Source organism: Dorea sp. MB18-49, from assembly GCF_023669465.1.
GTDB lineage: Bacteria > Bacillota > Clostridia > Lachnospirales > Lachnospiraceae > Dorea_A > Dorea_A longicatena.
Genome location: NZ_JAMOYX010000001.1, coordinates 224,427 through 249,001, shown reverse-complemented (window position 1 = coordinate 249,001; position 24,575 = coordinate 224,427). Strand labels below are relative to the sequence as shown.

General features: G+C 42.0%; 26 protein-coding genes. 4 read left to right on the top strand and 22 right to left on the bottom strand.

Annotated elements, in window-relative coordinates; all coding sequences use genetic code 11:
* Positions 1-41 precede the first annotated feature (41 nt).
* The 4 genes from mnmA to NCY30_RS01285 form a co-directional block, all read right to left on the bottom strand.
* A complete protein-coding gene (mnmA, locus tag NCY30_RS01300) occupies positions 42-1,127 on the bottom strand; it encodes a tRNA 2-thiouridine(34) synthase MnmA (protein WP_055181892.1) in 1,086 nt (361 codons plus the stop codon).
* A gap of 15 nt (positions 1,128-1,142) precedes the next feature.
* Positions 1,143-1,586, bottom strand: a complete 444-nt coding sequence (gene nifU, locus NCY30_RS01295; protein ID WP_006427601.1) for a Fe-S cluster assembly scaffold protein NifU — start codon at positions 1,584-1,586, stop codon at positions 1,143-1,145.
* A gap of 77 nt (positions 1,587-1,663) precedes the next feature.
* Positions 1,664-2,860, bottom strand: coding sequence for a cysteine desulfurase NifS (gene nifS / locus NCY30_RS01290; protein WP_161169985.1), 1,197 nt, complete (start codon positions 2,858-2,860; stop codon positions 1,664-1,666).
* A gap of 66 nt (positions 2,861-2,926) precedes the next feature.
* Positions 2,927-3,391, bottom strand: a complete 465-nt coding sequence (locus NCY30_RS01285) for an RrF2 family transcriptional regulator (protein ID WP_006427604.1) — start codon at positions 3,389-3,391, stop codon at positions 2,927-2,929.
* A 136-nt stretch (positions 3,392-3,527) separates the two neighbouring features.
* On the opposite strand from NCY30_RS01285, the gene NCY30_RS15285 reads away from it, so the two are divergent.
* Complete coding sequence (locus tag NCY30_RS15285; protein WP_334303054.1) at positions 3,528-4,853, top strand: polysaccharide biosynthesis protein; 1,326 nt, start codon at positions 3,528-3,530, stop codon at positions 4,851-4,853.
* Positions 4,854-4,951: 98 nt separating this feature from the next.
* On the opposite strand, the gene NCY30_RS01275 is transcribed toward NCY30_RS15285, so the two are convergent.
* From NCY30_RS01275 to NCY30_RS01235, 9 genes are all read right to left on the bottom strand, one after another.
* Entirely contained in the window at positions 4,952-5,491 is a 540-nt protein-coding gene (locus NCY30_RS01275; RefSeq protein WP_022414956.1) for a hypothetical protein, read from the bottom strand.
* 64 nt (positions 5,492-5,555) lie between these two features.
* The gene (locus NCY30_RS01270) at positions 5,556-6,098 is read right to left on the bottom strand and encodes an NUDIX hydrolase (protein ID WP_006427608.1); all 543 of its coding nucleotides are present in this window, start codon (positions 6,096-6,098) and stop codon (positions 5,556-5,558) included.
* Between the two features lie 198 nt (positions 6,099-6,296).
* The gene (gene rny / locus NCY30_RS01265; protein ID WP_055181889.1) at positions 6,297-7,850 is read right to left on the bottom strand and encodes a ribonuclease Y; all 1,554 of its coding nucleotides are present in this window, start codon (positions 7,848-7,850) and stop codon (positions 6,297-6,299) included.
* An 83-nt stretch (positions 7,851-7,933) separates the two neighbouring features.
* On the bottom strand, positions 7,934-8,539 hold the full coding sequence (locus NCY30_RS01260; RefSeq protein WP_055193931.1) for a regulatory protein RecX: 606 nt from the start codon (positions 8,537-8,539) through the stop codon (positions 7,934-7,936).
* 6 nt (positions 8,540-8,545) lie between these two features.
* A complete protein-coding gene (gene recA, locus NCY30_RS01255) occupies positions 8,546-9,607 on the bottom strand; it encodes a recombinase RecA (RefSeq protein ID WP_022414953.1) in 1,062 nt (353 codons plus the stop codon).
* 236 nt (positions 9,608-9,843) lie between these two features.
* The gene (locus tag NCY30_RS01250) at positions 9,844-11,130 is read right to left on the bottom strand and encodes a D-alanyl-D-alanine carboxypeptidase family protein (protein ID WP_250818406.1); all 1,287 of its coding nucleotides are present in this window, start codon (positions 11,128-11,130) and stop codon (positions 9,844-9,846) included.
* Between the two features lie 106 nt (positions 11,131-11,236).
* Positions 11,237-11,815 (bottom strand): SMC-Scp complex subunit ScpB, encoded by a 579-nt coding sequence (scpB, locus tag NCY30_RS01245; RefSeq protein WP_006427622.1) that lies wholly within the window; start codon positions 11,813-11,815, stop codon positions 11,237-11,239.
* 10 nt (positions 11,816-11,825) lie between these two features.
* Positions 11,826-12,578, bottom strand: coding sequence for a segregation and condensation protein A (locus NCY30_RS01240; RefSeq protein ID WP_006427623.1), 753 nt, complete (start codon positions 12,576-12,578; stop codon positions 11,826-11,828).
* 61 nt (positions 12,579-12,639) lie between these two features.
* Entirely contained in the window at positions 12,640-13,512 is an 873-nt protein-coding gene (locus NCY30_RS01235; RefSeq protein ID WP_243858538.1) for a metallophosphoesterase, read from the bottom strand.
* A 117-nt stretch (positions 13,513-13,629) separates the two neighbouring features.
* Here NCY30_RS01235 and NCY30_RS01230 point away from each other — a divergent pair, with 117 nt between their 5' ends.
* Entirely contained in the window at positions 13,630-15,417 is a 1,788-nt protein-coding gene (locus NCY30_RS01230) for an aminopeptidase P family N-terminal domain-containing protein (protein ID WP_161158830.1), read from the top strand.
* A 220-nt stretch (positions 15,418-15,637) separates the two neighbouring features.
* On the opposite strand, the gene NCY30_RS01225 is transcribed toward NCY30_RS01230, so the two are convergent.
* Positions 15,638-16,819, bottom strand: a complete 1,182-nt coding sequence (locus NCY30_RS01225) for a D-alanyl-D-alanine carboxypeptidase family protein (RefSeq protein ID WP_309440527.1) — start codon at positions 16,817-16,819, stop codon at positions 15,638-15,640.
* Positions 16,820-16,992: 173 nt separating this feature from the next.
* Between NCY30_RS01225 and NCY30_RS01220 the strand changes: the two genes are divergently transcribed.
* Together NCY30_RS01220 and NCY30_RS01215 are read left to right on the top strand one after the other, a co-directional pair.
* The gene (locus NCY30_RS01220; RefSeq protein ID WP_250818405.1) at positions 16,993-17,271 is read left to right on the top strand and encodes a type II toxin-antitoxin system HicB family antitoxin; all 279 of its coding nucleotides are present in this window, start codon (positions 16,993-16,995) and stop codon (positions 17,269-17,271) included.
* 139 nt (positions 17,272-17,410) lie between these two features.
* On the top strand, positions 17,411-17,617 hold the full coding sequence (locus NCY30_RS01215; protein WP_028085823.1) for an alpha/beta-type small acid-soluble spore protein: 207 nt from the start codon (positions 17,411-17,413) through the stop codon (positions 17,615-17,617).
* 180 nt (positions 17,618-17,797) lie between these two features.
* On the opposite strand, the gene recG is transcribed toward NCY30_RS01215, so the two are convergent.
* The 8 genes from recG to NCY30_RS01175 form a co-directional block, all read right to left on the bottom strand.
* A complete protein-coding gene (gene recG / locus NCY30_RS01210; RefSeq protein ID WP_250818404.1) occupies positions 17,798-19,831 on the bottom strand; it encodes an ATP-dependent DNA helicase RecG in 2,034 nt (677 codons plus the stop codon).
* A 190-nt stretch (positions 19,832-20,021) separates the two neighbouring features.
* On the bottom strand, positions 20,022-21,704 hold the full coding sequence (locus tag NCY30_RS01205; RefSeq protein WP_055302812.1) for a DAK2 domain-containing protein: 1,683 nt from the start codon (positions 21,702-21,704) through the stop codon (positions 20,022-20,024).
* Between the two features lie 28 nt (positions 21,705-21,732).
* Positions 21,733-22,092 carry an Asp23/Gls24 family envelope stress response protein gene (locus NCY30_RS01200; RefSeq protein WP_022415555.1) on the bottom strand — a complete coding sequence of 120 codons (360 nt, stop codon included), beginning with the start codon at positions 22,090-22,092 and terminating at the stop codon, positions 21,733-21,735.
* Between the two features lie 145 nt (positions 22,093-22,237).
* Positions 22,238-22,426 carry a 50S ribosomal protein L28 gene (gene rpmB, locus NCY30_RS01195; RefSeq protein WP_022415556.1) on the bottom strand — a complete coding sequence of 63 codons (189 nt, stop codon included), beginning with the start codon at positions 22,424-22,426 and terminating at the stop codon, positions 22,238-22,240.
* A gap of 120 nt (positions 22,427-22,546) precedes the next feature.
* A complete protein-coding gene (locus NCY30_RS01190) occupies positions 22,547-22,684 on the bottom strand; it encodes a hypothetical protein (RefSeq protein ID WP_167528850.1) in 138 nt (45 codons plus the stop codon).
* A gap of 54 nt (positions 22,685-22,738) precedes the next feature.
* Positions 22,739-23,128 carry a GerW family sporulation protein gene (locus NCY30_RS01185; protein ID WP_006427633.1) on the bottom strand — a complete coding sequence of 130 codons (390 nt, stop codon included), beginning with the start codon at positions 23,126-23,128 and terminating at the stop codon, positions 22,739-22,741.
* Positions 23,129-23,208: 80 nt separating this feature from the next.
* A complete protein-coding gene (locus NCY30_RS01180; protein WP_173784645.1) occupies positions 23,209-24,240 on the bottom strand; it encodes a DUF2953 domain-containing protein in 1,032 nt (343 codons plus the stop codon).
* Between the two features lies 1 nt (position 24,241).
* Positions 24,242-24,565, bottom strand: coding sequence for a hypothetical protein (locus NCY30_RS01175; RefSeq protein WP_055182491.1), 324 nt, complete (start codon positions 24,563-24,565; stop codon positions 24,242-24,244).
* Between the last annotated feature and the right edge of the window lie 10 nt (positions 24,566-24,575).

The window sequence follows — 24,575 nt, the reverse complement described above, 5'->3', positions numbered from 1 at the left end:
TTCCTCTTTATTTTGTATTTTATCAATATTCTTTATGTTTCCTACTTATCCGCAATGATCGTTCCGCCGCCAAGTACATATTCTCCGTCATATAATACGACAGCCTGTCCCGGTGTGATCGCTCTCTGCGGCTCTTCAAATGTACAGAGGATCTCATCTTCTCCCGTCTTTTCAACGGTACACCATGCACCTCTGTGATTATAACGAATCTTCGCCCACACTCTTTTCGGCTCTGTCAGATCTTCTACCGTCATGAAATTCACCTGATCTGCGCGCACATAACGGGACATAGATTCCTCATTTGATCCCACTACAACTTCATTGGTTTCCGGGCGGATCTCCAATACGAACACCGGATGTCCGAGAGACAATCCCAGACCTTTTCTCTGTCCCACCGTATAATGAATGATTCCTTTATGTTTTCCGACAACCGTTCCATCCGAAAGCACGAAATTACCCGGCGTAATCTTTGCATCTGAATTTTCTTCGATATAAGACGCATAATCTCCATCTGACACAAAACAGATATCCTGACTGTCCGGCTTATGTGCAACAAGAAGGCCTATTTCATCTGCCATTGCACGGATCTGATCTTTTGTATATTCTCCAACCGGCATCAGTGTCTTCGAAAGCTGATCCTGTGTAAGGTTATAAAGTGCATATGTCTGATCTTTTGCCGCAGTCGCAGAATTACGGATTGCATATCTTCCATTCGACAGCTTCTCTACCCTGGCATAATGTCCCGTTGCTATATACTCCGCACCAATATCAAGGCTTCGCTTTAACAATGATTCCCATTTCACATATCGGTTACAGGCGATACACGGGTTCGGCGTTCTGCCATGCAGATAATCATCGATAAAATAATCAATGACATTTTCTTTAAATTCTTTTTTAAAATTCATGACATAATACGGAATATCCAGCGCTGCTGCCACTCTTCTGGCATCATCCACTGCACTGAGTCCACAACAGCCGCCATGTTCTTCCATCGCGGCTTCTTCTTCATCCTGCCAGATCTGCATCGTGACTCCTATTACATCATATCCCTGATTTTTTAAAAGCCAGGCTGCCACGGAGGAGTCAACCCCTCCGGACATCCCGACTACAACTTTTTTCTTTTCCATATAAAGTTCTCCGGCTTAATATTCTTCCTCTTCCGCCTCTTCACCTTCGTGAATATCAGACTTCGGTTTCTTGAGTCCTTCAATCTTGATATCATGCTTTTCTGCATAATCCCATAAAGCTGCGTGGATTGCTTCCTCTGCAAGCAGTGAGCAGTGCACTTTTACCGGCGGAAGTCCATCCAGAGCTTCCATAACTGCTTTATTCGTAACTTCCATAGCTTCCTGGATTGTCTTTCCTTTTACCATCTCTGTTGCCATACTGCTTGTTGCAACTGCGGCACCACATCCGAATGTTTTAAATTTTACATCACGGATGATCTGATTGTCGTCGATATCAAGGTAAATTCTCATGATATCTCCACATTTTGCATTTCCTACGGTTCCAACGCCACTGGCATTTTCAATTTCTCCTACATTTCTTGGATGTTCAAAATGATCCATTACTTTTTCTGAATACATATCTAAATTACTCCTTTTGTCTTTTTATCTAAATGTTTTGACTGTTTTGTCCGAATGTGTTCTGTACACAATCTGAATTATTTCTCGCCCTGTTTTTTCTGTTTTTTAATGAAGTCTTCATACAGAGGAGACATTTCTCTTAAGTGCGCAACGATCTCTTTCAGATTATCTACAACATAATCGATATCTTCTTTTTCAATTTCTTCGTTCAATGTCAGTCTTAATGATCCGTGAGCGATCTCATGAGGCAGACCGATGGCAAGCAGAACGTGTGATGGGTCTAATGATCCGGATGTGCATGCAGATCCGCTTGATCCACAGATTCCTTTCATGTCAAGTTTGATCAGAAGCGACTCACCTTCTACGAACTGGAAGCTGAAGTTTGCATTATTTGGAAGACGGTCTGTTCTGTGTCCGTTCAGACGACAGTATGGAATTTCATTCAGCACTCTGTCGATCAGATAGTCTCTGACTTCTCTTTCTTTTGCTGTTCTTTCTTCCATGTTGGCTGCTGCACGTTTTGCTGCTGTTCCGATTCCTACGATTCCAGGAACATTCTCTGTACCTGCACGACGCTTTCTCTCCTGTGCTCCACCATGGATAAACGAACGGATCTTTACGCCCGTACGGATATACATGATTCCGATTCCCTTTGGTCCGTTGAACTTGTGTCCGCTGGCGCTTAACATATCAATGTGGCATTCATCTACATTGATCGGAAGCTGTCCGAAAGCCTGTACTGCATCGGTATGGAACAGAATGCCATGTTCATGAGCGATCTCACCGATTTCCTTGATTGGCTGGATGGTACCGATCTCGTTATTTGCAAACATAACAGAGATCAGGATAGTTGTCGGACGGATCGCTGCCTTTAAGTCATCCAGTTTTACTTTTCCGTCTTCATCTACATCAAGGTATGTTACCTCAAATCCTCTTTTTTCAAGATACTCTGCTGTATGAAGAATCGCATGATGCTCGATCTTTGTTGTAATGATATGGTTACCTTTGTTCGCATAAGCTTCGGCTGTACATTTTAAAGCCCAGTTATCAGATTCAGATCCACCGCCTGTAAAATAGATCTCATTTGATTTTGCACCGATCATTTCAGCGATTGCATCTCTCTGCTGGTTGATCACTTCTTTGTTTGCAGCGGCAAAGCTGTAAACACTGGATGGATTTCCGAATTTTTCTGTAAAATACGGAAGCATTGCTTCTACAACTTCCGGTGCTGTCTTTGTTGTTGCTGCATTATCAAGATATAATAATTTACTCATTTTATCTCCTCCATTTTCTTTGTATATTCTGTAATGTTTTTGTTTATCAGAATTTTTGTCTGCCGATTACTGGCTGCACTTTGGATTTTCACATTCTCCGTCCGGATTAATGCTTTTACTCTCCTGTATCAGCTCATCCAGCATGATCTGATTCACCGTATCATTAATACTGTCATTAATCTTCTGCCATACATACTTTGTCACGCATCCGTCCGATGCCATGCAGCCTTCTCCTGTTGTAGTATCAAATGCCGCACATTTGACCGGCTCCAGACTTCCCTCCAGTGCTCTTAAGATATCTCCGACAGAGATTTCCGACGGTTTTTTCGCCAGTACATATCCGCCAGAGGCTCCACGAATACTTTTCACCAGCCCTGCCTTTTTCAGAAGTGCAACAAGCTGTTCCAGATAGCGTTCTGAAATTTCCTGTCTTGCGGCCACGCTTCCGATCGACACCGGTTCTTTCTCACTGTATCTGGCAAGATCTATCATGGCACGCAGTCCATATCTACCCTTCGTGGAAAGTTTCATCTTATCACCTCTTTTTAATCCCCAGTATTTTACTAGGATTTTTACTCCTGTAGAATATCACTGCTTTTTAGTTCTGTCAAGCACTATTCTTGAATAACTTATAAAGATACAATTCTCATATATAAAGGAGCCGATTATGTCCGGAAAGCGCGCTCTCATCCGTGGAACAGCTATTTTGACCATTACAAGTTTTGTCACCCGTTTTATGGGATTTTTCTATCGCATTTTTTTGGGTCATACCTTTGGCGAAGAAAATGTAGGCCTTTATCAACTTGTATTTCCTGTATATGCCCTTGGCATCTCTTTTTCCTCTGCTGGAACCGAACTTGCTCTTTCCCGCTGCGTTGCACAGGAAAATGCTGCAGGCCATCCGGAAAAAGCAAAAGAATTATTAAAAACCGGCCTGATATTTACATTTGTTCTTTCCTGTATTCTGACCATTTTTTTACAGCACAATGCACATATGACCGCCATCTCTTTTCTCCATGATTCCAGATGCGAAGAACTGCTGATTTTATTGTCCTATACGTTTCCTTTTGCTTCAATCCACAGCTGCATCTGCGGCTATTCGCTTGGCTTAAAGCAGACAAAAATTCCTGCTGTTTCCCAACTTTTTGAACAGACATTCCGTATTTTATTCGTGTTTCTTTTCTGTTATTACCGCACCAGCCATCAGCTGGATCTTTCCATCTCTTTTGCCGTTGTTGGTCTTGCTATGGGGGAGATCTTTGCATCTTGCTATTGCCTGTACTCTATACACCACACAGCTTCGAAACAAGTGCAGAATTTGCTTTCTGCAAGTACTTTCTGCATCCATCTTTCCAGGCTTTTCAGACACGCCTTTCCTCTTACTGCCAGCCGGGTATTATTGAACATTCTGCAAAGTATAGAAGCCGTATCCATCCCCGTTTTTCTTCAGTATTCCGGAATGTCTTCTTCTCTGTCTTTGCAGGTATATGGAGTTCTGACCGGTATGGCACTTCCTTGTATTCTGTTTCCTTCTGCTATTACCAACGCTGTATCCTCCATGCTTCTTCCTACAGTGGCCGAAATTCAGGAAATGAAAGAGAAGCGCAGACTTCAGGCTATCATTTCAAAAATCGCTTGTTCCTGCATATTTCTTGGATGTTTCTGTTGTATTTTCCTGCTAATATCCGGGAAATGGATTGGAATCTTTCTGTTCAAAAGTCCGCTTGCGGGTAGTTTTATTCTCACGCTTTCCTGGATTTGTCCGTTTTTATACACTAACACGGTTCTTCTTAGCATGATCAATGGTTTGGGAAAAACTACTTTTTCTTTTATTATCAACTTTTTAAGTCTTTGCATACGGATTGCAGGTGTATGTCTTTTTATACCTATATGGGGCATAAACGGATATCTTACAGGTCTGCTGATCAGCCAGATCTTTTTGTTTTTGTGCTGTATACTTCGTCTCGTAATCTACATAAAGAATTTTTCATAAAAAGATCGACACACAGTATGTTTGCATTTCATACTATGTGTCGATCTTTATCGCCATGCGTTCGTAAGGAGCTGCCATTGGCAGGTCCTGTAGATCACCTACAATGTTTTCAGAAACATTCTGATAATGACAGGATTCACATAACATTCTGTTATCATTCCCAACAACACCAGCATTATCAGTTTTATAGTTTTTCCGGAATTCCACCTGACTACAGGATATTCCAGCATATATTCAAACAATAGTATCCCGGACAAAATATAGAATACGCCCTGTGGCATAACAGCAATCACGCAAAGGACAATCCCTTTAATTCCAAGTCTGGCAATGGCCGTACAGATCACCATTCCAACGCAAAAACCCAGCCATATTACTGTTAATATCACCGCACTTTTTCTATACCTTGTTCCAGCTGCCGCCGTAAGAATCAGTAGAAATACCCCTCTGTTTTTTATCAGGTACCAGAAATACTCCTCATATACGATCTCTAACCGGTTATATTGTTCCAGAAAAAACTGATTAAAAATTCCAATGTCGAGTATATACTCCTTCATCCAGAGATTCGCACTGCATATTCCCAGTACAAATCCTGTCATTCCAGCCAGAAGCACATATTTTTGTTTTGTCTGTATCTTCACATATCATTCTCCTTTTTTCAGATTCAGATATCTTATTATATGTGCTCTTTGGGTGGATATGATTTTATCCGTGCAGATACTTTGATTCATATGCAAGGATTGCTGCCATAGTTTTTGAATCCTGTATCTTTCCTTCAAAAATCATCTGTTTCAACTCATCCAATTCATAAGCTTTTACATCCACAAATTCATCTTCATCAAGGCTTTGCTCTCCCGGTATCAGATTTCTTGCGACAAAAACTTCGATTCTTTCATCGCAAAATGCAACCGTTGTCCGAATTGTAAGTATCCATTCCAGATTTTCAGAACTGTATCCCGTTTCTTCTTTTAGCTCTCTCGCTGCGCATACAATCCCCTCTTCATTCGGATCATCCAGTTTTCCAGCCGGAATTTCCAATGTGTCTCGTTCCAACGCATTTCGGTACTGTTTTACCATCAAGATCTTTCCATCCTCCATAACCGGGATAACTGCAGCAGCGCCGTCATGATGAATAAAGTCCCATTCTTCTGTATTTCCATTTGAAAATTTCATATGATCCTTGTATACTTTTAAAACCGTTCCCTGATACGCCAGATCTCTTCCTGTACGTATTACATCTTCACTCATTCTTACTTCCTCCTGCTATTCTTTCAAAAGTATCTTTTTTAACTTCAGCCACTCTACAGGATCTGCCACCTGTAGAACTTGCCCGTGGCAGCATCTTTCGGATGTTTGGTAACCGGCTGTTTCTCATACATACTTTTGTACACAAAATAAGAACCGGTTGACCAAAAATCAACCGGTTCCTGTCATTTCATTTATCTTCTACTTGGCATAGTCTGTAACTCGTGATTCACGAATTACATTAACTTTAATCTGTCCTGGATATTCTAATTCAAATTCAATCTGTTTCGCAATATCTCTGGCCAGTAATACCATATCTGCATCAGATACTTGTTCTGGAACTACCATAACACGAATCTCTCTACCTGCTTGAATTGCAAAAGATTTATCAACACCCTTGAACTGGTTGGTGATATCTTCTAATTGTTTTAACCTGTTTGTGTATGTCTCTAATGTTTCTCGTCTTGCGCCCGGCCTTGCTGCCGAAATCGTGTCTGCAGCCTGTACCACACACGCAATCAGAGTTTCCGGTTCTACATCTCCATGATGTGCCTCTACAGCATTGATAACTGTAGGAGATTCTTTGTATTTTCTACAAAGATCCACACCAATCTGAATATGTGATCCTTCTACATCATGATCGATCGATTTACCGATATCATGAAGAAGTCCTGCACGTTTTGCAAGTCTGACATCTAATCCGATCTCTCCCGCAAGAAGTCCGGATAACTGTGCCACTTCAATCGAATGCTTCAGTGCATTCTGTCCATAGCTTGTTCTGAACTTCATACGTCCGAGAAGTTTAATCAGTTCCGGATGAATTCCATGCACACCGACTTCCAGTGCCGCTGCTTCACCCTCTTCACGAATCATCGTGTCAACTTCTTTCTGCGCCTTTTCTACCATCTCCTCAATTCTTGCCGGATGGATACGTCCGTCAACAATCAGCTTCTCCAGCGCGATTCTTGCCACTTCTCGTCTTATCGGATCAAATCCGGAAAGGACAACTGCTTCCGGTGTATCATCAATAATGAGTTCCACACCCGTCAGTGTCTCTAAAGTACGGATATTACGTCCTTCACGTCCGATAATTCTTCCTTTCATTTCATCACTTGGAAGCTGTACAACCGAAATTGTAGTTTCCGCAACATGATCTGCCGCACATCTCTGGATTGCAGTTACGACGTACTCTTTCGCCTTCTTATCTGCCTCTTCCTTTGCCTGCGCTTCTAATTCCTTGATCATCTTTGCAGTGTCATGTTTTACATCTTCTTCAACAGTTTTTAACAAATATTCTTTTGCCTGTTCGGAGGTAAGTCCTGAGATTCTTTCTAGTTCCTGTACACGCTGCTGACTCAGCTCTTCTACTTTCGCTTCACGCTGTCTCAGCTCTTCTTCCTTCGCTGTAAATCCTGCTTCTCGTCTTTCAATGGCCTCTGATTTTTTATCAAGAGTTTCCTCTTTGGAAAGTACACGCTTCTCGTAACGCTGCAATTCCGATCTGCGTTCCTTTGTCTCTTTTTCAAGTTCGTTCTTATTCTTGATAGACTCTTCCTTGATTTCTAAAAGAGACTCCTTCTTCTTGGCCTCCGCTGTCTTTACTGCATCATCAATGATTTCTCTTGCCCTTGCCTCTGCATTACCAATCTTGGATTCTGCATTGTTCTTCAGGTTTGAGACTGTCAAAAAATGACTGATCACAGCGGCCACAACGATAAGTACGACTGCTACAGCAATCACTATTCCTATCGGCACAGGAGCACCTCCTTATTTAATTTTCATTGTACGATTATTACAACAGTTCAATTTTATACTTTTTACACAAATATGTCAAGCTTTCACTCGCAAACTTGTAACACATTGCGAACATCCTGATAACTGAATCCTTTACGCATCAGATAGCCCATCATTTTCTGCTTTTCCTTCGCATCCGCTGTTTCCGGGTTATAATTTCGTTTCCGCATCAGCGCTTCGATCGCCTGTCTGGAATCTTCTTCCCCGTAGTCCGCTTCTTCAAATACCTGTTCTACAATTTCTGATGAAACGCCTTTTTGCACAAGTGCCGCATAGAGTTCTTTTTTGCTTTTCCGTTCCTTCCTGCTGTCAATAAAACTTCTCGCATATTCCACATCATTAATATAACCAAATGACTTCACATACCGGATTGCCGCCTCAACTGCATCTTCCGCATAACCGCCCTGTTTCAATTTAGTCCGAAGCTGCGATTCCGTTCTTCCCATATCAGAAAGCAGATGCATTGCCCGGAGCTTCGCCCTTTTGGTAATAATCTGCTGAAGACTGTCATAGATATCGTCTTCGATCACAGATTCTTCCGCTATATGATAACGGGACAGTTCGCCCTTATACAATGTAAAAGCAAACTGTCCGTCTAAATATACTTTATATCTCGTCTTTGACAGCGGTTCGATCTTCGTAACCGTCATCATAGATTATTCTTCCTCTTTTGTAATTCCTTCTGCAGTTGCAGCTTCTTCGTTCTCTTCCACGTCACCTTCCGCTCCAATGTGATAGTGTGCACGGATCTTCTGCTCCAGTTCTTCCATGATCTCCGGATGTTCAGAAAGATATGTCTTCGCATTCTCTCTTCCCTGTCCAATCTTGTCTCCATTGTATGCGAACCAGGCACCACTCTTGCTGACCAGATCACACTTCACTGCAAGATCAAGGATATCTCCTTCTTTGGAAATTCCTTTACCGAACATAATATCGAATTCCGCCTCTTTAAACGGAGGTGCAATCTTATTCTTCACAATCTTTACACGTGTTCTGTTACCAACCATCTCACCGCTCTGTTTCAGAGTCTCAATTCTTCTGACATCCATACGTACAGATGAGTAGAACTTCAGCGCGCGTCCACCGGTTGTTGTCTCCGGATTACCGAACATCACACCTACTTTCTCACGCAGCTGGTTGATAAAGATGACCACACAGTTGGACTTGCTGATTACCGGTGTCAGCTTACGGAGTGCCTGGGACATCAGTCTTGCCTGAAGTCCGACATGGCTGTCTCCCATATCTCCTTCAATCTCCTGCTTTGGTACCAGCGCAGCAACCGAATCCACTACGATGATATCCATCGCTCCGGATCTTACCATTGTCTCTGTAATCTCCAGAGCCTGATCTCCACTGTCCGGCTGTGAAATATACAGCTCATCAATATCTACTCCGATATTCTTCGCATAAACAGGATCCAGCGCATGCTCTGCATCGATAAATCCTGCAATACCGCCTCTCTTCTGTACTTCTGCGATCATATGTAATGCGACTGTTGTCTTACCACTTGACTCTGGTCCGTAGATCTCTACGATACGCCCCTTTGGAACTCCGCCGAGCCCCAGTGCAAGGTCCAGGCTTAATGATCCTGTCGGAATCGTCTCAACTGCCACCTGTGCTGCCGGATCTCCCAGACGCATAACTGTTCCTTTACCAAAATCCTTCTCTAATTTTGCAATTGCCGCATCTAATGCACGCTTCTTATCTTCATTTGCCATTATAATTCTCCTTTTCCGTTCATCGAACGAGTGTTCGTTCTCTGGTTAATATAGTATTATACTTCATCCCGAATGTCAATATTTAATTTTCCCTCATTACTTTTCTTTTGTATATCTCGGAGTATTTTACAGAAATGTAAAAGAATACAACCATCTGTGATCCAGATATATTTAACATATCACATAAAACTTTCCGGCGTCAAGATAATCCCCCGTTTTCTTCCGTCTTTTCATTTTTAAAGTCTTGCGTTTTTTACAACCCAGCATATGCACCACCAAACCGTTCTTTTCTTTACTGTCTTCTTTATACTTAACGGGTATTCTGCTATTTTTTGACTTTCCAGATAATATGTCAGCATTCCAACCTTTTCACCTTTTTTCAGCGGTGCATTCCAGTATTTTGCAAGTTCCAGCTTTGCCTGTAATTCTTCCCCGTCTCTTATAAGGATTTTGGAGTTTTCTTCCGCCGATCTCTCAATTTTCACAGGAACGTTCAGGCAATACTGATACGGCTTTTTATCATCCACGCCACCGGCAACTTTTATTTCCGGTATCTGCATTTTTTTATCTATTTCCCGATATTGATAATGCTCCAGCCCATACTCCATCAACTTCCTGGTATCCTTCCATTTATATCCTTTATTATTCGGCCATCCACATGCAAGAAGCGCTACAATAAATGTACGTTTATCCCGCCTCAGGCTTCCTACATAACAGTATCCTGCATCTGCCGTAAATCCTGTCTTGCCACTTAATGCCCCGTCCATCATATCCAGAAATGCATTATGATTATGACAGGAAAATGACCGTTTCTTTTCCGTATTCTGGAACTGATATTCCTTTGCCCGGGTAACTTCGAGAAATGTCTCTTTTTCCGTGGATATCATGATGCAATAACGCATGATCTTCGCCAGATCTTTGGCCGTCGTAGAATGTACACCCTCTGCATCTTTAGCATCCAGCCCGTTCGGTGTAATAAAATGCGTGTCCTTGCAACCGATCTCTGCCGCTTTTGCATTCATTTTCTCTGCAAATTTTTCGACACTTCCAGCAACTCCTTCGGCCACTGCTACCGCACTGTCATTGTGCGATTCCAACATCAGAGAATACAGCAGATCTTTTAGATAGAATGCTTCTCCTCTCTGCATTCCCAGATGCACCTTCGGCTGTGACACAGCCTGATCCGATACCTCTACCGTCTGGTCCGGATGTTCTTTCAGATACTCCAGCGCGATGATACACGTCATAATCTTTGTTGTGCTTGCCATTGGCCGAATTACATCTGCTTCTTTTTCAAACAATACACGACCGCTGTCCGCATCTATCAGCACTGCCGATCTTGCATAAAGATTTTCCGGTTCATCTCCGAATATCCGGCCGGAATTTTGTGTTACAGTTTCTGCATTCTCTTCCCATCTTTTATTTCTTATTTCCAGGCTTCTCTCGCGGCATGCCATACCCATGCCGGCAATTAATGCTGCTAACAAAAGGACTGATATCACTTTATGTGGTCGTCTTTTCATATCCTTCCACCCCGGCGCATACTCCGTTGTGAAAATATATGCCCGGTAACGCGAAAAAATCACTCCACCTGTTTCTGACACATGAAATGATTTTTCTTTCTATTATTTATATATCCAATTTTAACTGTACTTCTTCTTCTGCTTCTTCTTTAAACGTCTCTACCTGTTCCGGATTCGGACTTGGAAGGTCATCCAATGAATGAATACTGAACCTTCGCAGAAATTCTTCCGTTGTTCCAAAAAGAATTGGTTTTCCCGGAGCATCCATTCGTCCTCTTTCTGATACAAGATTATATTCTACCAGTTTATTTACCGCATGATCTGACTTCACACCACGTATCTTTTCAATCTCAAGCTTTGTAACTGGCTGCTTATAGGCAATGATCGATAGTGTCTCAAGTAAAACATCCGTAAGGACATGCTTCTTCGGCTGCGATGCCACACGGATCAAATATTCATACATCTCCGTCTTCGTACACATCTGATACGCACCGTCCAATTCTATGATGCGGACGCCTCTGTCTTCCGCCACATATTTATCCATCATTTTATGTATTACTTTACGCGTAGTTTCTTCATCCTGTTCCAGCGCTCTTGCGATCTTTCCGATCTCTACAGAATCCCCCATTGTAAAAAGAATCGCCTCGATGATCCCTTCCATCTGTTTTATTTTTAACTTTGCCATGTTATCTTCCTTATACTTCTTCAACTTTTGATGTAATCATAATCTCATCAAATGGCTGATCCTGCTCTATAAAGATCACGCCTTCCTTCATCAACTGTAAGATTGCAAGAAACGTAACAACCACCTGTACCTTGGAGCTTTGCTTTTTTAATAGCGCCCGGAATCCAAATTTCCTGTGCGACCTGGCATATTCCGTCACATAATCAAGCTTGTCCGGAAGTGTTACTTCTTCTTTCTCAATTTTTCCAAATTTACTTCGTACCGGATCAACCTTACTTTCCTGTCTTTTCATTACTTCTTTGAAAATACGGTTAAGCTGCACCAGTGTCAGATCTCCCAGAAGTTCATCCAAGTTCACCGGCGGTACATATCCTTTTACCTCATCCGGAATCGTCGCCGACTTATACATAACCCGGTCACCGTCCAGTTCACGGTCTTTTAGTTCATATGACATGAATTTATACATCTTGTATTCCAGCAATTGTTCTACCAGTTCCTGTCTCGGATCCTCTTCTTCTCCTTCTTCATTCACTTCTTTTGGAAGGAGCATTCTGCATTTGATATCCAGAAGTGTCGCTGCCATCACAAGAAATTCACTCATAATATTCAGATCTTCTTTCTGCATGGCTTTAATATATTCCATATATTGATTCGTGATCTCGACGATCGGAATGTCGTAAATGTCTATTTTATTTTTTTCGATCAAATGTAACAGCAGGTCTAACGGACCTTCAAATACCTGTAATTTTACCGGAATCCCCATACATATCCTCCATTATCATAACTTAATTATTATACAGGACATTTGGAAATTACTCAAGTCTTTATCTTTCATTTCCGGATAATTCCAGAACAATCAGCTCCGGCCAGTTCCACAGTCTTAACGGCACCGAATGCGTCCCAAGTCCGCGGCTTACAACTGCTGTCTGTTCTCCTTCCGGGTAAATTCCCCCGGAATACTTTGGAAACAGTGTAAAATTCGTCGAAATGACTCCACCGATCCCCGGGAGTTGTACCACACAGCCGTGATAATGCCCGCCCAGGATCAGATCTGCCCCATATGCCAGATATTCTTTCATATATCCCGGATGATGTGCAAGCAGAATCTGATAATCATCCCCGTGTTCTCCGATACGGTCTGTGATTTCTTTTAACGAAAGTTCTTTCTTTCCAAATCTTGCATACGCTCCAAGCGGGATCTCCAGGCCAGAAAGTTTCACAGGCACTTCGTCCAATTTTACTGTCTCTGATGCATTCTCTAACATGTGGATTCCAGATGCCGTCAGTGCTTTTTTGTACTCTTCATAAGATTGTTCATACTTATCCGGCAGTTCTTTTAATTTCTGTTCATGATTACCATTTGCACAATAAACCGGGCAGATTCCCGGCAGTTTTGCAAGAAAATGAACCGTCTTATCATAAGAATTTCCATCCTTTCTGACCAGCATATCACCGCCGATCAGAATCAGATCCGGATGCTGATTCCGAATACTTTCCAGCAGGCGTTCATTCTCTTCTCCATACATCCGGTTGTGTAGATCGCTTAAGAATATAATCTTTTTTTCCCTTTTGATTCCATTTAATTTCTGTGAGCAGATCCGATACTTCGTCACGCGGAAATCCCGCAGTTCTCTTATCATTTCTATCAGGCAGTACACTATAAAAACTGCCACAATTATCAGAATTATTTTTATCAATTTCTACTTCTCCTTTACATCCGGGTTTATTATATAATTCTTTCTGTTCATTTTCAATTAATTGTGCTAAAATTCATTCTTGTAGGTTATTCAATTCATTATAAGGAGGTTTTTGTTATGAATATACCAGAACGAATCTCCGCTCTTCGCGCATTAATGGAAGAACGAGGATATGACGTCTACATGGTTCCTACCGATGATTTTCATCAGAGTGAATATGTCGGCGATCATTTTAAAGTAAGAGAATATATCACAGGATTTACAGGTTCTGCCGGAACTGCTGTCTTCACAAAGGATGAAGCAGGCCTCTGGACTGACGGAAGATATTTTCTTCAGGCTGACCAGCAGTTAGCCGGAACAGGCGTAAAGCTCTATAAGATGGGCGAGCCTGGCGTTCCTACAGTAGAAGAATTTATTGCTTCTGCATTACCTGAAGGTGGTACACTCGGATTCGACGGACGTGTCGTTGCCATCGAAGAGGGAGCTGCACTGGAAGAAGCCGTTGCTTCTAAAGATGCCAAGATCAACTATTCCGAAGATCTTGTCGGAGAAGTATGGGCAGACCGTCCTGCGCTTTCTGAAAAGCCGGCTTTCGCACTCGGCGAAGAATACACAGGTGAAAGTACAGAGAGCAAACTTGCACGTGTCCGTGAGGCTATGAAAAAGGCAGGTGCCGATGTACATGTTATCGCTGCACTTGACGATGTATGCTGGATCACGAATTTACGTGGAGATGATGTAGATTTCTTCCCATTATTACTTTCTTATGCAGTCATCACAATGGACGAAATGAAGCTTTACATCGATGAACGCAAATTAAATGACGATATGAAAGCTGATCTTGCAAAGAACAACATCACCATCCATCCGTATAATGCAATCTATGAGGACATCAAGAACTTAGACACCGCATCTACAGTTCTGGTAGACCCGAACCGTCTGAACTATGCACTGTTCAACAACATTCCTGGCGGCACAAAGGTTGTTCAGCAGGTGAACCCGACAATTGCAATGAAGGCAAAGAAAAATGATGTCGAGATCAGAAACATCATCAACGCTCATAAAAAAGATGCCGTAGCCATGACAAAATGGATGTACTGGCTGAAGACAAATATCGGCAAGATCGAGATCACAGAGCTCAGTGCTGCTGCCAAACTGGAAACATTGCGTAAAGAACAGGAAGGTTACTTATGGCAGAGCTTTGAACCAATCTGCGCTTCTGCTGAGCATGCTGCGATCGTTCACTATGAACCGACTCCGGAGACAGATGTTCCTCTGACACAGAACGGATTATTCCTGACCGATACAGGCGGAGGATACTTAGAAGGTTCTACCGATATCAGCCGTACTTTTGCATTTGGTGAACTCACACAGCAGATGAAAGAAGATTTCACAACTGTATTACAGTGTAACTTCAATCTTGCACATGCCGTGTTCCTTGAAGGAACTACCGGATACAACCTGGATGTTCTGGCCAGAATGCCGGCATGGAGACGTGGCATCAACTTTAACCACGGTACCGGACATGATGTCGGATATCTGATGAACATCCACGAAGCTTCCTGCGGATTCCGCTGCGCAATCCGTGAAAAAGAGCAGGCTCCTCTGATGGACGGACTTGTCATCACAGACGAACCTGGTATCTATATCGAAGGCAGCCACGGAGTCCGTACTGAAAATGAACTTCTGGTAAGAAAAGGTCCTAAGAATGAATACGGACAGTTCTTATACTTCGAGCCTATCACATATGTTCCGATCGATCTGGATGCAATCATTCCAGAGATGCTGACAGATCAGGAACGCGAGCAGTTAAACGAGTATCATAAGAAAGTTTATGAGATTGTTGCTCCGCATCTTAATGATGAGGAACGTGAGTGGTTGAAGGAGTATACTCGGGCTATTTAATCTTGGGAACCGGACTCCCGGACCTCCACAAAACTTAACAAGCTATTCCTGTTCAGATTCCGTCGGCAGGAAAATCTAAAGGGACAAAATTCTGCTAAAAACAAAGTTCCGAAATCTGAAACTCGGCATACGCCTCAAACAGTCAAATTTCGAACCTCTAACGCAGAATTTTGTCCCTTAAGATTTTCCAACAACAACCTATTTCGAGCATATACTGCTTTTAAAGTACATACTCTTCCAGCACATTCTCTAATGCGCTTCTATAATTTTGTTTCTCGATTTCTTCTGTCGTGATGATGTCTATGGATCCGATTCTTTTACCGTTCAGGTAATACATTGTTTCACCCACTTTTTCACCTTTTTTTAATGGTGCTTTTACATTCTTATCTTTTCTGGTTTTATTTTCTATCTTGGTCAAATCTGCACCTGTGGTGTCTACATAGGTGAATGCACCTTGCTGGCGTACCTTTACCTGTTTTTCTCTGCCACCCCTGACTTCAACCGGTGATATCTTCTTTTGTTTCTTTTCTGTGTATTTCTGACATTTGCCGAAACCATAATTCAATAAAGTAATCGCGTCTCTGACTCTGGCTTTACTGTCATCTGCTGCCATGATCACGGCGATCAGATCAATATCATCTTTTCTTCCGGTTGCGGATATACAGAATTTGGCTTTACTGGTAGAGCCAGTCTTTAACCCGGTTGCATACTCATACTGACGGATCAGTTTGTTTGTATTCGTAAGTCCGAATTCTGATTCGCCCTTTTGGGTTTTATGTATGATATTCTCCATCCAGATGTTACAGTAATCAAAGATTTGAGGATATGTAGTGATCAGTTCTTTTGACATCAATGCAATATCTCTTGCCGTTGTCAGATGACCGTCTGCATCCAGACCGTTGCAATTTACAAAATGTGTATTCTTCATGCCAAGATCCTTTGCCCGTTTGTTCATCTTTGTAACAAATTCTTCTTCGTTTCCGCAGATGTATTCGGCCATCGTCACACATGCATCATTCGCACTTGCCACAGAGATACATTTAATCAGTGTATCTACCGTCTGTGTCTCCCCCGGCTCCAGAAATACCTGTGAGCCACCCATGGATGCTGCATATTCAGATGTTGTCACTTCATCCCCCAGCTTGATCTGCCCACTGTCCAGTGCATCGAATATTAACAACAATGTCATAACTTTTGTTACACTTGCAGGCGGTAATTTCTCATCCGGATTTTTTTCATATATGATCTGTCCTGTTGATGCTTCCATCAGGATTGCCGACGGTGCACTGATCTGCTCTTGTTGTCTTTTCTCATTCTCTGTATTATTTTCTTGTGAATTTTCCGGTTGATTCTCTTCCGACGGAACTGCATATGCAGGTTGTAAAAAGAGTACAAAAGACATTAGTATTGCGCTGATACATCGTCTATGCCGCATCTTTTTTGATTCCTCGCTGACATTTTTTCGATTATTATTATCTTACTCGGAGAAATTGTATATTATTCCATAACTCTATTGTTTTCCCTCACCAAAAATCATATAATAGACAGGAACACTTTTTGAAAGGATGACAAATTATGAAATTTATATACCCTGCAGTATTTCACAAAACCGAGGAAGGACATTATAAAGGATATTTCCCGGACCTGGAATGTTGTTATGGAGAAGGTGAGACTCTGGATGAAGCCATTGAAAGCGCCAATGAAGCGGCACGTGACTGGATCACACTGGAACTTTCCGAAGATGAACCGATGATCCCATACGTATCTGATATTGAAGATATCGAAGTAAAAGACGGTGAGATCATCCGCAATATCTCCATGAACATCCGTTTCTACGAAGGCTGGGACGAATAACCTGTGTATAAAATTTTTGAATCTGAAATTTCTTCCAGATTATGAAAACTCTTCTAGTGTATTAATTATATTTCTCCACATACTATGGATGTAACAACAAGGAAAAAGTTACAAAGTTACCAGAAGGAGGAGTATAAAAATGGCAAATCGTTCATCAAACAAAACAGCCGTACCTGAGGCAAAGGGTGCATTAGACAAATTCAAGTATGAGGTGGCAAGCGAACTTGGAGTTCCGTTATCAGACGGCTACAACGGAGACCTGACATCAAGACAGAACGGATCTGTCGGCGGTTATATGGTTAAGAAAATGATTGAACAGCAGGAAAAACAGATGGCAGGCAAATAGTCTGACACCGCCTGCAAAAGCTAGAAACGCAGACTGGAAAATTAAAAAAATCAACACATGATTTCTATTATTACAAAGTTGTCATGTGTTGATTATTTTTTGTTATATTCACAGAGTCTGCACATTGCGGCTTCTTTGTTATATCCGCCGGATCCATCTGCAGTGATTTCCTCCGTTATGTTATATCACAACTCCTGCCGCATTCTCATAATTCGGCAGTTTTCTGATCCATTCTTCATCTTCTTCCGTAAGCTGATCTGCGGCCTCATTTGCCATCTGAAGGATCTTCGCATCCTGATAGATATCTCCAAGCTTGAAATTCATAAGTCCGCTCTGGCGGATACCAAAAAGGTCTCCGGGACCACGTAGTCTTAAATCCTCGCTTGCAATCTTGAATCCATCATTTGAGTGATTTAGAATATCCAGCCGTTCTTTCGTTTCCTTTGATTTTGAGGCACTCATGAAGATACAGTAAGACTGATATTTTCCACGTCCCACACGTCCCCTTAACTGATGAAGCTGCGCCAGACCGAATCGTTCGGCATTTTCGATCATCATGACGGTTGCATTTGGCACGTCGATTCCAACTTCGATAACTGTGGTTGACACCAGAATCTGAATCTTATTTCTTCCGAACCGGTCCATAATATCGTCTTTCTGTGCCTGCTTCATCTTTCCATGCAGACAGGCCACCTGGATCTGATCACCCATCTCTTCTTGAAGTGCTACTGTATAATCCGTTACATTTTCGGCTTCCATTGTCTCGCTTTCTTCTACCATCGGACAGATCACATAGCACTGGCGTCCTTCTGCGATCTGTTTTTTCATGAAATTATAGGCTTTATTGCGATATCCGGTATCTACCACACAGTTTTTAATCGGAAGACGGTTCGCCGGAAGTTCGTCAATCACTGATATATCCAGATCACCATATAAAATAATCGCAAGCGTTCTTGGGATCGGCGTCGCACTCATAACCAATACGTGAGGTTCTCCACCCTTTAATGCAAATGTTTCCCGCTGTTTTACTCCAAATCTGTGTTGTTCATCAGTTATGACAAGCCCGAGGTTATCATAGCTTACAGCCCCCTGGATCAATGCATGCGTTCCGATAATAATTTTCGCCAGTCCGCATTCAATCCGGTCATATGCACGCCGTTTTTCTTTCGCTGTCATAGAACCCGTAAGCAGTTCAACCTTGATCGGGATATCATAATCTTCGAACATCTTCGTTATATTCTCATAATGCTGCCTTGCAAGCACCTCTGTCGGTGCCATCATTGCCCCCTGATAACCATTGAATGCCGCATTCATCAGCGCAAGTACCGCAACAATCGTCTTACCGGAACCGACATCCCCCTGTACCAGTCTTGACATTGTCTTGTCCGAACCAAGATCTTTCTCAATCTCTTTCCAGACTTTTTGCTGTGCACCGGTCAGTTCAAAAGGCAGATTTTCCAAAAATTTCTGTACCTCCGGCCGGGACTGCATCGGATAATTATTGTCCAGACGTTCATTTTTCTCCTTTAGTCTTCGGATCGACAAAATGAATTCCAGAAATTCTTCGAATACCAGGCGCTCTCTTGCATGATAAAAAACTTCCTTATCTTCAGGAAAATGTATTCCTCTCACCGCATAATTGTATTCTGCCAGACCATATTTCAAACGCAGTGAATCCGGCAGGATCTCTCTTGTAAGATCCAGACCATCCAGTGCCTGCTTCATGGCCTTCATAACCATGTTGTTGGATAATCCGGCCGTCAGACCATATACAGGCTGTAATGTATGCAGCTTCTCTTCGTATTTTGCAGAAGGATAGAACATCTCCGGATGTTCCATGACCAGATCGCCTGTTTTCTTACGGACGACTCTTCCACGCAGTGTGATCACGCCTCCGCCGGATAACGTATTTCTAAGGAAGGGCATACGGAACCAGATTACTTTTAACGTTCCGGTAAGATCTTTTACATGAAGTGTCGTTACCTGCATCCGGCTGCTTCCGGATACCTGTACACGTCCATAGATCGCACCAGTAACTGTTTGAATCTTATCCTCCTCCAGCTCACTGATGGGTACTGCTTCCTCATATACATCGTATCCATGCGGATAATAGCGGATCAGGTCGCCTACTGTATGAACATTAATCTTTTCAAAAAGCTTCTTCGTCTTCTCTCCGATTCCTTTTAAATCTCCGATGTCTGTCTTTTCTATCATACCCTTCTTACTTCTCCTATCTTATAACTACAATCTCACATTGCAAAATCATTTCCGGTTCATGTATGCAGAGAACCGAACCCATACACCTAAAGCATTGTCACTTCCGGTATATAAATTCGGTTCTATACATATCTGTTCCAATTGTAAAACTGAACAGATTTTGTTCATTTATAATTCTGCACCTTGTTTACTCTACAGCAAGAACATAATAATAGATCGGCTGTCCGCCAAACTGAATATCCACATCTACATCCGGATACAGTTCTGTGATCTCTTCTGTAAATTTCTCAGCATCTTCTTCTGATACTTCTTCACCATAATAGATACTGATCAGTTCTGAATCTTCATCTACCAGATTAGCGATCAATTCTTTTGTAGTCTCTTCCAGATCTTTTCCAACTGCAAGAATTCCGCTGTCACCGATACCCATGATATCTCCTTCATGGATCTCTTTATCATCAATGTGTGTATCTCTGACTGCGTATGTTACCTGTCCGGTCTTTACATTCTTGATCTCTTCCAGCATTGCCTCTTCATTTGTCTTGGCATCTGCGTCCGGCATGAAATTAATGATTGCCGTAATTCCCTGTGGAACTGTTTTTGTAGGGATTACAATAATCTCTTTTTCTTCTACCAGTGATTTTGCCTGGTTCGCTGCCAGTACAATATTCTTATTATTCGGGAGAATAAATACAGTGTCAGCATTTACCCGATCGATGGCATTTAACATATCCTCTGTACTAGGGTTCATGGTCTGTCCACCTTCGATGATATAATCTGCTCCCAGTTCTTTGAATATCTCATTCATACCTGCTCCGATAGAAACTGCGATAAATCCCATCGCCTTTCTCGGCTCTGCAGGCTTCTTTTCTTCGTGTGCTGCTTCTTCATTTGCCTGCTGTTCGGCAAGTTTCTCTGCATCACGGATCAGCTTCTCCTGATGTTCTTCACGCATATTATCAATCTTCATCTTGGAAAGCTGTCCATAAGTAAGTGCCTTCTGGATCGCAAGTCCCGGATCATTCGTGTGTACATGAATCTTGACCACATCATCATCTGCAACACATACGATAGAATCTCCGATAGAACTTAAGAATTTCTTGAATTCACGCTCATCGTCCTCCGTAAATTCTTTCTCTGTCAGAATGATAAATTCTGTACAATAACCGAATTTGATATCTGCGGTATCTTCTGCATTTGCTTTATTTACCGTTACACCTGTGCTTGGTTCAATTACACTGTAATCAATCTCTTTACCAAGGAATGCATCATATGCTCCTTTGATCACTTCCAGAAGTCCCTGTCCACCGGAATCTACTACACCTGCTTCTTTTAATACCGGAAGCATCTCCGGTGTCTGGTTCAATACATCCTGTGCATGCTCAATAACAGCCGGGATAAACACTTCCAGATCATCTGTTTCTTCTGCCATCTCTGCTGCCTTTGTCGCAATTCCACTGGCAACAGTAAGAATTGTTCCCTCTTTCGGCTTCATAACGGCCTTGTAAGCTGTATCTCTTGCTCTCTGGCATGCTGCTGCAAGTGCAAGTACATCAATCTCTTTTTCTTCTTTGATTGCTTTTGTAAATCCTCTTAAAAGCTGTGAAAGGATAACCCCGGAGTTACCTCTTGCACCACGCAGAGATCCTGAAGAAATCGCCTTTGCAAGATCTTTCATAGCCGGTTTGTTTAATGCTGTTACTTCTTTTGCCGCTGACATAATCGTCATAGACATATTGGTTCCCGTATCACCATCCGGCACCGGGAATACATTTAATTCGTTAATATAATCTTTTTTCGCTTCAATGTTCTGAGCACCTGCAAGAAACATCTTTGCAAGTATGTCCACATTAATCGTTTTCGTAGCCACTTCTTACGTTCCTCCTTAAATCCACAAACTAATCAATGACTCTGACGCCTTCAATATAGACGTTGATCTTATCTACCTGCATGCCGGAGAATTCTTCCACTCTGTATTTTACATCACTGATCAGATTATCTGTTACAGCGGAAATACTTACGCCGTATGCCACAATAATGTGGAAGTCAATACTGATATGGTTATCATCACTTATATTTACATGGATTCCTCTTGTCAGGCTTTCCTTCTTTAACAGATGAACCAGTCCATCTTTCATATTCACAGCTGCCATTCCTACTATACCAAAGCATTCTACAGCTACTGTTCCTGCATATTTTGCAATTACTTCAGGATCGATCGTAATAATTCCTAAATCTGTACTCATACATCCTTTCATAGCCAAAACCTCCACTTCTTTCATTATCTATCAAAATCAAAACACAATATATTTTATTATACCCTGTTCTATCTTCAATTACAATAGTTCTTGTTGCGCAAAAAAACTCAGATTCCACACAGCGAAATCTGAGTTTCAATACATCTTATGCACGCTCAACTTTTCCTGATTTCAAACAAGAAGTACAAACATACATCTTCTTTGTAGCTCCGTTTTCTGTTTTCACGCGAACAGATTTTACATTTGATTTCCACATCTTTGGTGATTTTCTATGAGAGTGGCTGACATTGTTTCCAAAGTGAGCACCCTTTTCACAAATAGCACATTTTGCCATGACTGCACCTCCTAACGCTCATAATAAGTTCTTTGTCCGAACTCGCAACAATAGTTATTCTAGCAGACTGTTGCAAGAATTGCAAGAGTTATTTAATATTTTTTTGTTTACATTTTATTTTTAGCAGCAAAACAGGCAATATCCCACCGCAATGCACAGAATAATACACAGGATCTGGCAGAATAAGCCCGGTAAGACCAGAGCCAAAACCATTCCTGCTGCCACCCAGAACAACGCAAATCCTACGATTCTCTTCACAGACACACACCTGCTTTTTATACATTATATGTATGCTGCTTCAAAAAATTCCGGTTATTTTTCTGCTTCGTCCAGGATCTTATTCACATCGTCTTCTGTAACATTGTCTTCTTTTCTGGATGTGAAACGATCCATCACATCCGGAACCATATCCAAAAGCTTAGTGATCGTATCCTGATTCTTGATATTCACAAGCTTGGTGTGACCATTCTGAATCACCAGCACTGCACTTGGTGTCATCTTTCCACCGATACCTCCGGCACCTTTTTCTTTCTTATCTGCATTGAACGCGCCCGCACCTACCGCAAATGACACATCCACCAGCGGTAAGATGATCGTATCTCCGATATGGATTGCATCTCCTACTACCGTCTTGGATGACACAACTGCGTCCATCCCATGGAACAGCGCCTCTACGGTTCCCTTAAAATTATTTTCAGCCATCTTTTTTCCTCCTCGTACTATCGACTTGCACTGTCTAATCTATACTTGTTCTGTTTATATTCGTCTGATCTATCATCGGATTATAATTGAAACTCCCGGATATCATGGTAAGTCTTTCGGATTTCCCTGCACCACACCAGATTCCACAGGAAACAAACCAGAGGCACCATGCGGAATCCTCCGCGGACCTTTATATCCCCTTTCAGAATCCTTCTTTCAAAATTCGGTTCTATCGATAAAAATTCTCCGATAAATGGGTAGATTATACTGAAAGCTGCAAGTGCCTGCCCTGTATGGCATGGATCCTCGAATCCAAAACGAACGGTACCTTTTATCACTTTTGGTTTCCAGCGTTTCAGCAGTTTCCCTGTTTCTTTTTTGGCCTTTGAAAAAGCTTTCTGATGTACCGGATCTTCCAGTTCTTTTATGATCTTATCTTTCTTTTCCGACAAACTCTCCAGCTTTTCTTCCGCATGTCCGACTGTATGCTTTATCTTATCACAGAACTTTACAATTGTACATTTGATCTTCTCAAATCTTCCGGTTTTTTCTTCCTTTTTTTCTATCTTATCCGTCTTCTCCGGTTTTTCACTGTTTTTTTCCGGTTGAACTTTTTCAGGTCTCTCATGAGTTTTTTGTAAAATGCTTTCTGGGCTTTTTTCAGTCTTTTTTCCGGACCTTTCTTCCATATCCTTCGAAGCTGCCTGGCCGCTTTCCACAATTGTTTTTTCTTCTGCAGACTCTTTTTCCACTTTCGGTAGTCCGCGACTGCTTTCCACTCTCTGTTCTTTCCGAGTCTCTTCCCGATCTGTATTTTCTTCTCCATGAGTTACCTCCTTTTTAGGTTCACTTCCAAAAGATTTCCATGCAATTCTTACACGCCATTTTAGTTCCTGTTCTTCAAAGGATGCATCTATCCGTATCAGGCGCAAAAGCCACGTCACGCGCCCGCGTACGGTACTTTCTTTTATCTCGCCGGGCATCGACGCCTCCATGCGGTATCTGACCGGAACACACAAAAGAATCACCAGAAGTAAAAGTATCAGTCCGAGAAGCACCGCAATTATGATCCCTATTATTTTTAAAATGATCAAAAGAATATGTAACACCATCTTATCTTCCCTGCTCTTTTTCTAATATATAAGACCGTATATCGCATGTACCTGTCTGGTCATATACTTCCTGTACAATCTGTTCTACCAGTTCCACCGCTTCATCATATCCTTTCGTGATCCCCACCACGAACAGTTCCTGCTCCGGGAATGCAGGCTGCTTAAACTGAATCGTCGGATAGATCTCGAGTTGGTTTCTCTCGCTGACTGCCAGTGTGATCACATGCACACCTGGCTGCAGTTTACCGGCTTCCAGCTTACGGATGATTTTTTCTTTTTTCTTTTCCAGCCCTTCTGTCAGGTACAGATGCTTATAGTATCGCATATTTTCCGTC

Excerpts from the sequence above, each read along its gene's own strand:
- NCY30_RS01220 (WP_250818405.1), top strand. The coding sequence starts at position 16,993 with ATGAAATTTATATACCCTGCAGTATTTCACAAAACCGAGGAAGGACAT.
- NCY30_RS01260 (WP_055193931.1), bottom strand. The coding sequence starts at position 8,539 with ATGACGGTTACGAAGATCGAACCGCTGTCAAAGACGAGATATAAAGTA.
- NCY30_RS01230 (WP_161158830.1), top strand. The coding sequence starts at position 13,630 with ATGAATATACCAGAACGAATCTCCGCTCTTCGCGCATTAATGGAAGAA.
- NCY30_RS01185 (WP_006427633.1), bottom strand. The coding sequence starts at position 23,128 with ATGGCTGAAAATAATTTTAAGGGAACCGTAGAGGCGCTGTTCCATGGG.
- NCY30_RS01215 (WP_028085823.1), top strand. The coding sequence starts at position 17,411 with ATGGCAAATCGTTCATCAAACAAAACAGCCGTACCTGAGGCAAAGGGT.
- recG (WP_250818404.1), bottom strand. The coding sequence starts at position 19,831 with ATGATAGAAAAGACAGACATCGGAGATTTAAAAGGAATCGGAGAGAAG.
- scpB (WP_006427622.1), bottom strand. The coding sequence starts at position 11,815 with ATGGCAAAGTTAAAAATAAAACAGATGGAAGGGATCATCGAGGCGATT.
- mnmA (WP_055181892.1), bottom strand. The coding sequence starts at position 1,127 with ATGGAAAAGAAAAAAGTTGTAGTCGGGATGTCCGGAGGGGTTGACTCC.
- nifS (WP_161169985.1), bottom strand. The coding sequence starts at position 2,860 with ATGAGTAAATTATTATATCTTGATAATGCAGCAACAACAAAGACAGCA.
- NCY30_RS01270 (WP_006427608.1), bottom strand. The coding sequence starts at position 6,098 with ATGAGTGAAGATGTAATACGTACAGGAAGAGATCTGGCGTATCAGGGA.
- NCY30_RS01180 (WP_173784645.1), bottom strand. The coding sequence starts at position 24,240 with ATGGTGTTACATATTCTTTTGATCATTTTAAAAATAATAGGGATCATA.
- NCY30_RS01285 (WP_006427604.1), bottom strand. The coding sequence starts at position 3,391 with ATGAAACTTTCCACGAAGGGTAGATATGGACTGCGTGCCATGATAGAT.
- recA (WP_022414953.1), bottom strand. The coding sequence starts at position 9,607 with ATGGCAAATGAAGATAAGAAGCGTGCATTAGATGCGGCAATTGCAAAA.
- NCY30_RS01240 (WP_006427623.1), bottom strand. The coding sequence starts at position 12,578 with ATGGGGATTCCGGTAAAATTACAGGTATTTGAAGGTCCGTTAGACCTG.
- NCY30_RS01200 (WP_022415555.1), bottom strand. The coding sequence starts at position 22,092 with ATGAAAGGATGTATGAGTACAGATTTAGGAATTATTACGATCGATCCT.
- nifU (WP_006427601.1), bottom strand. The coding sequence starts at position 1,586 with ATGTATTCAGAAAAAGTAATGGATCATTTTGAACATCCAAGAAATGTA.
- rpmB (WP_022415556.1), bottom strand. The coding sequence starts at position 22,426 with ATGGCAAAATGTGCTATTTGTGAAAAGGGTGCTCACTTTGGAAACAAT.
- NCY30_RS01225 (WP_309440527.1), bottom strand. The coding sequence starts at position 16,819 with ATGTCTTTTGTACTCTTTTTACAACCTGCATATGCAGTTCCGTCGGAA.
- NCY30_RS15285 (WP_334303054.1), top strand. The coding sequence starts at position 3,528 with ATGTCCGGAAAGCGCGCTCTCATCCGTGGAACAGCTATTTTGACCATT.
- NCY30_RS01250 (WP_250818406.1), bottom strand. The coding sequence starts at position 11,130 with ATGAAAAGACGACCACATAAAGTGATATCAGTCCTTTTGTTAGCAGCA.
- NCY30_RS01175 (WP_055182491.1), bottom strand. The coding sequence starts at position 24,565 with ATGCGATACTATAAGCATCTGTACCTGACAGAAGGGCTGGAAAAGAAA.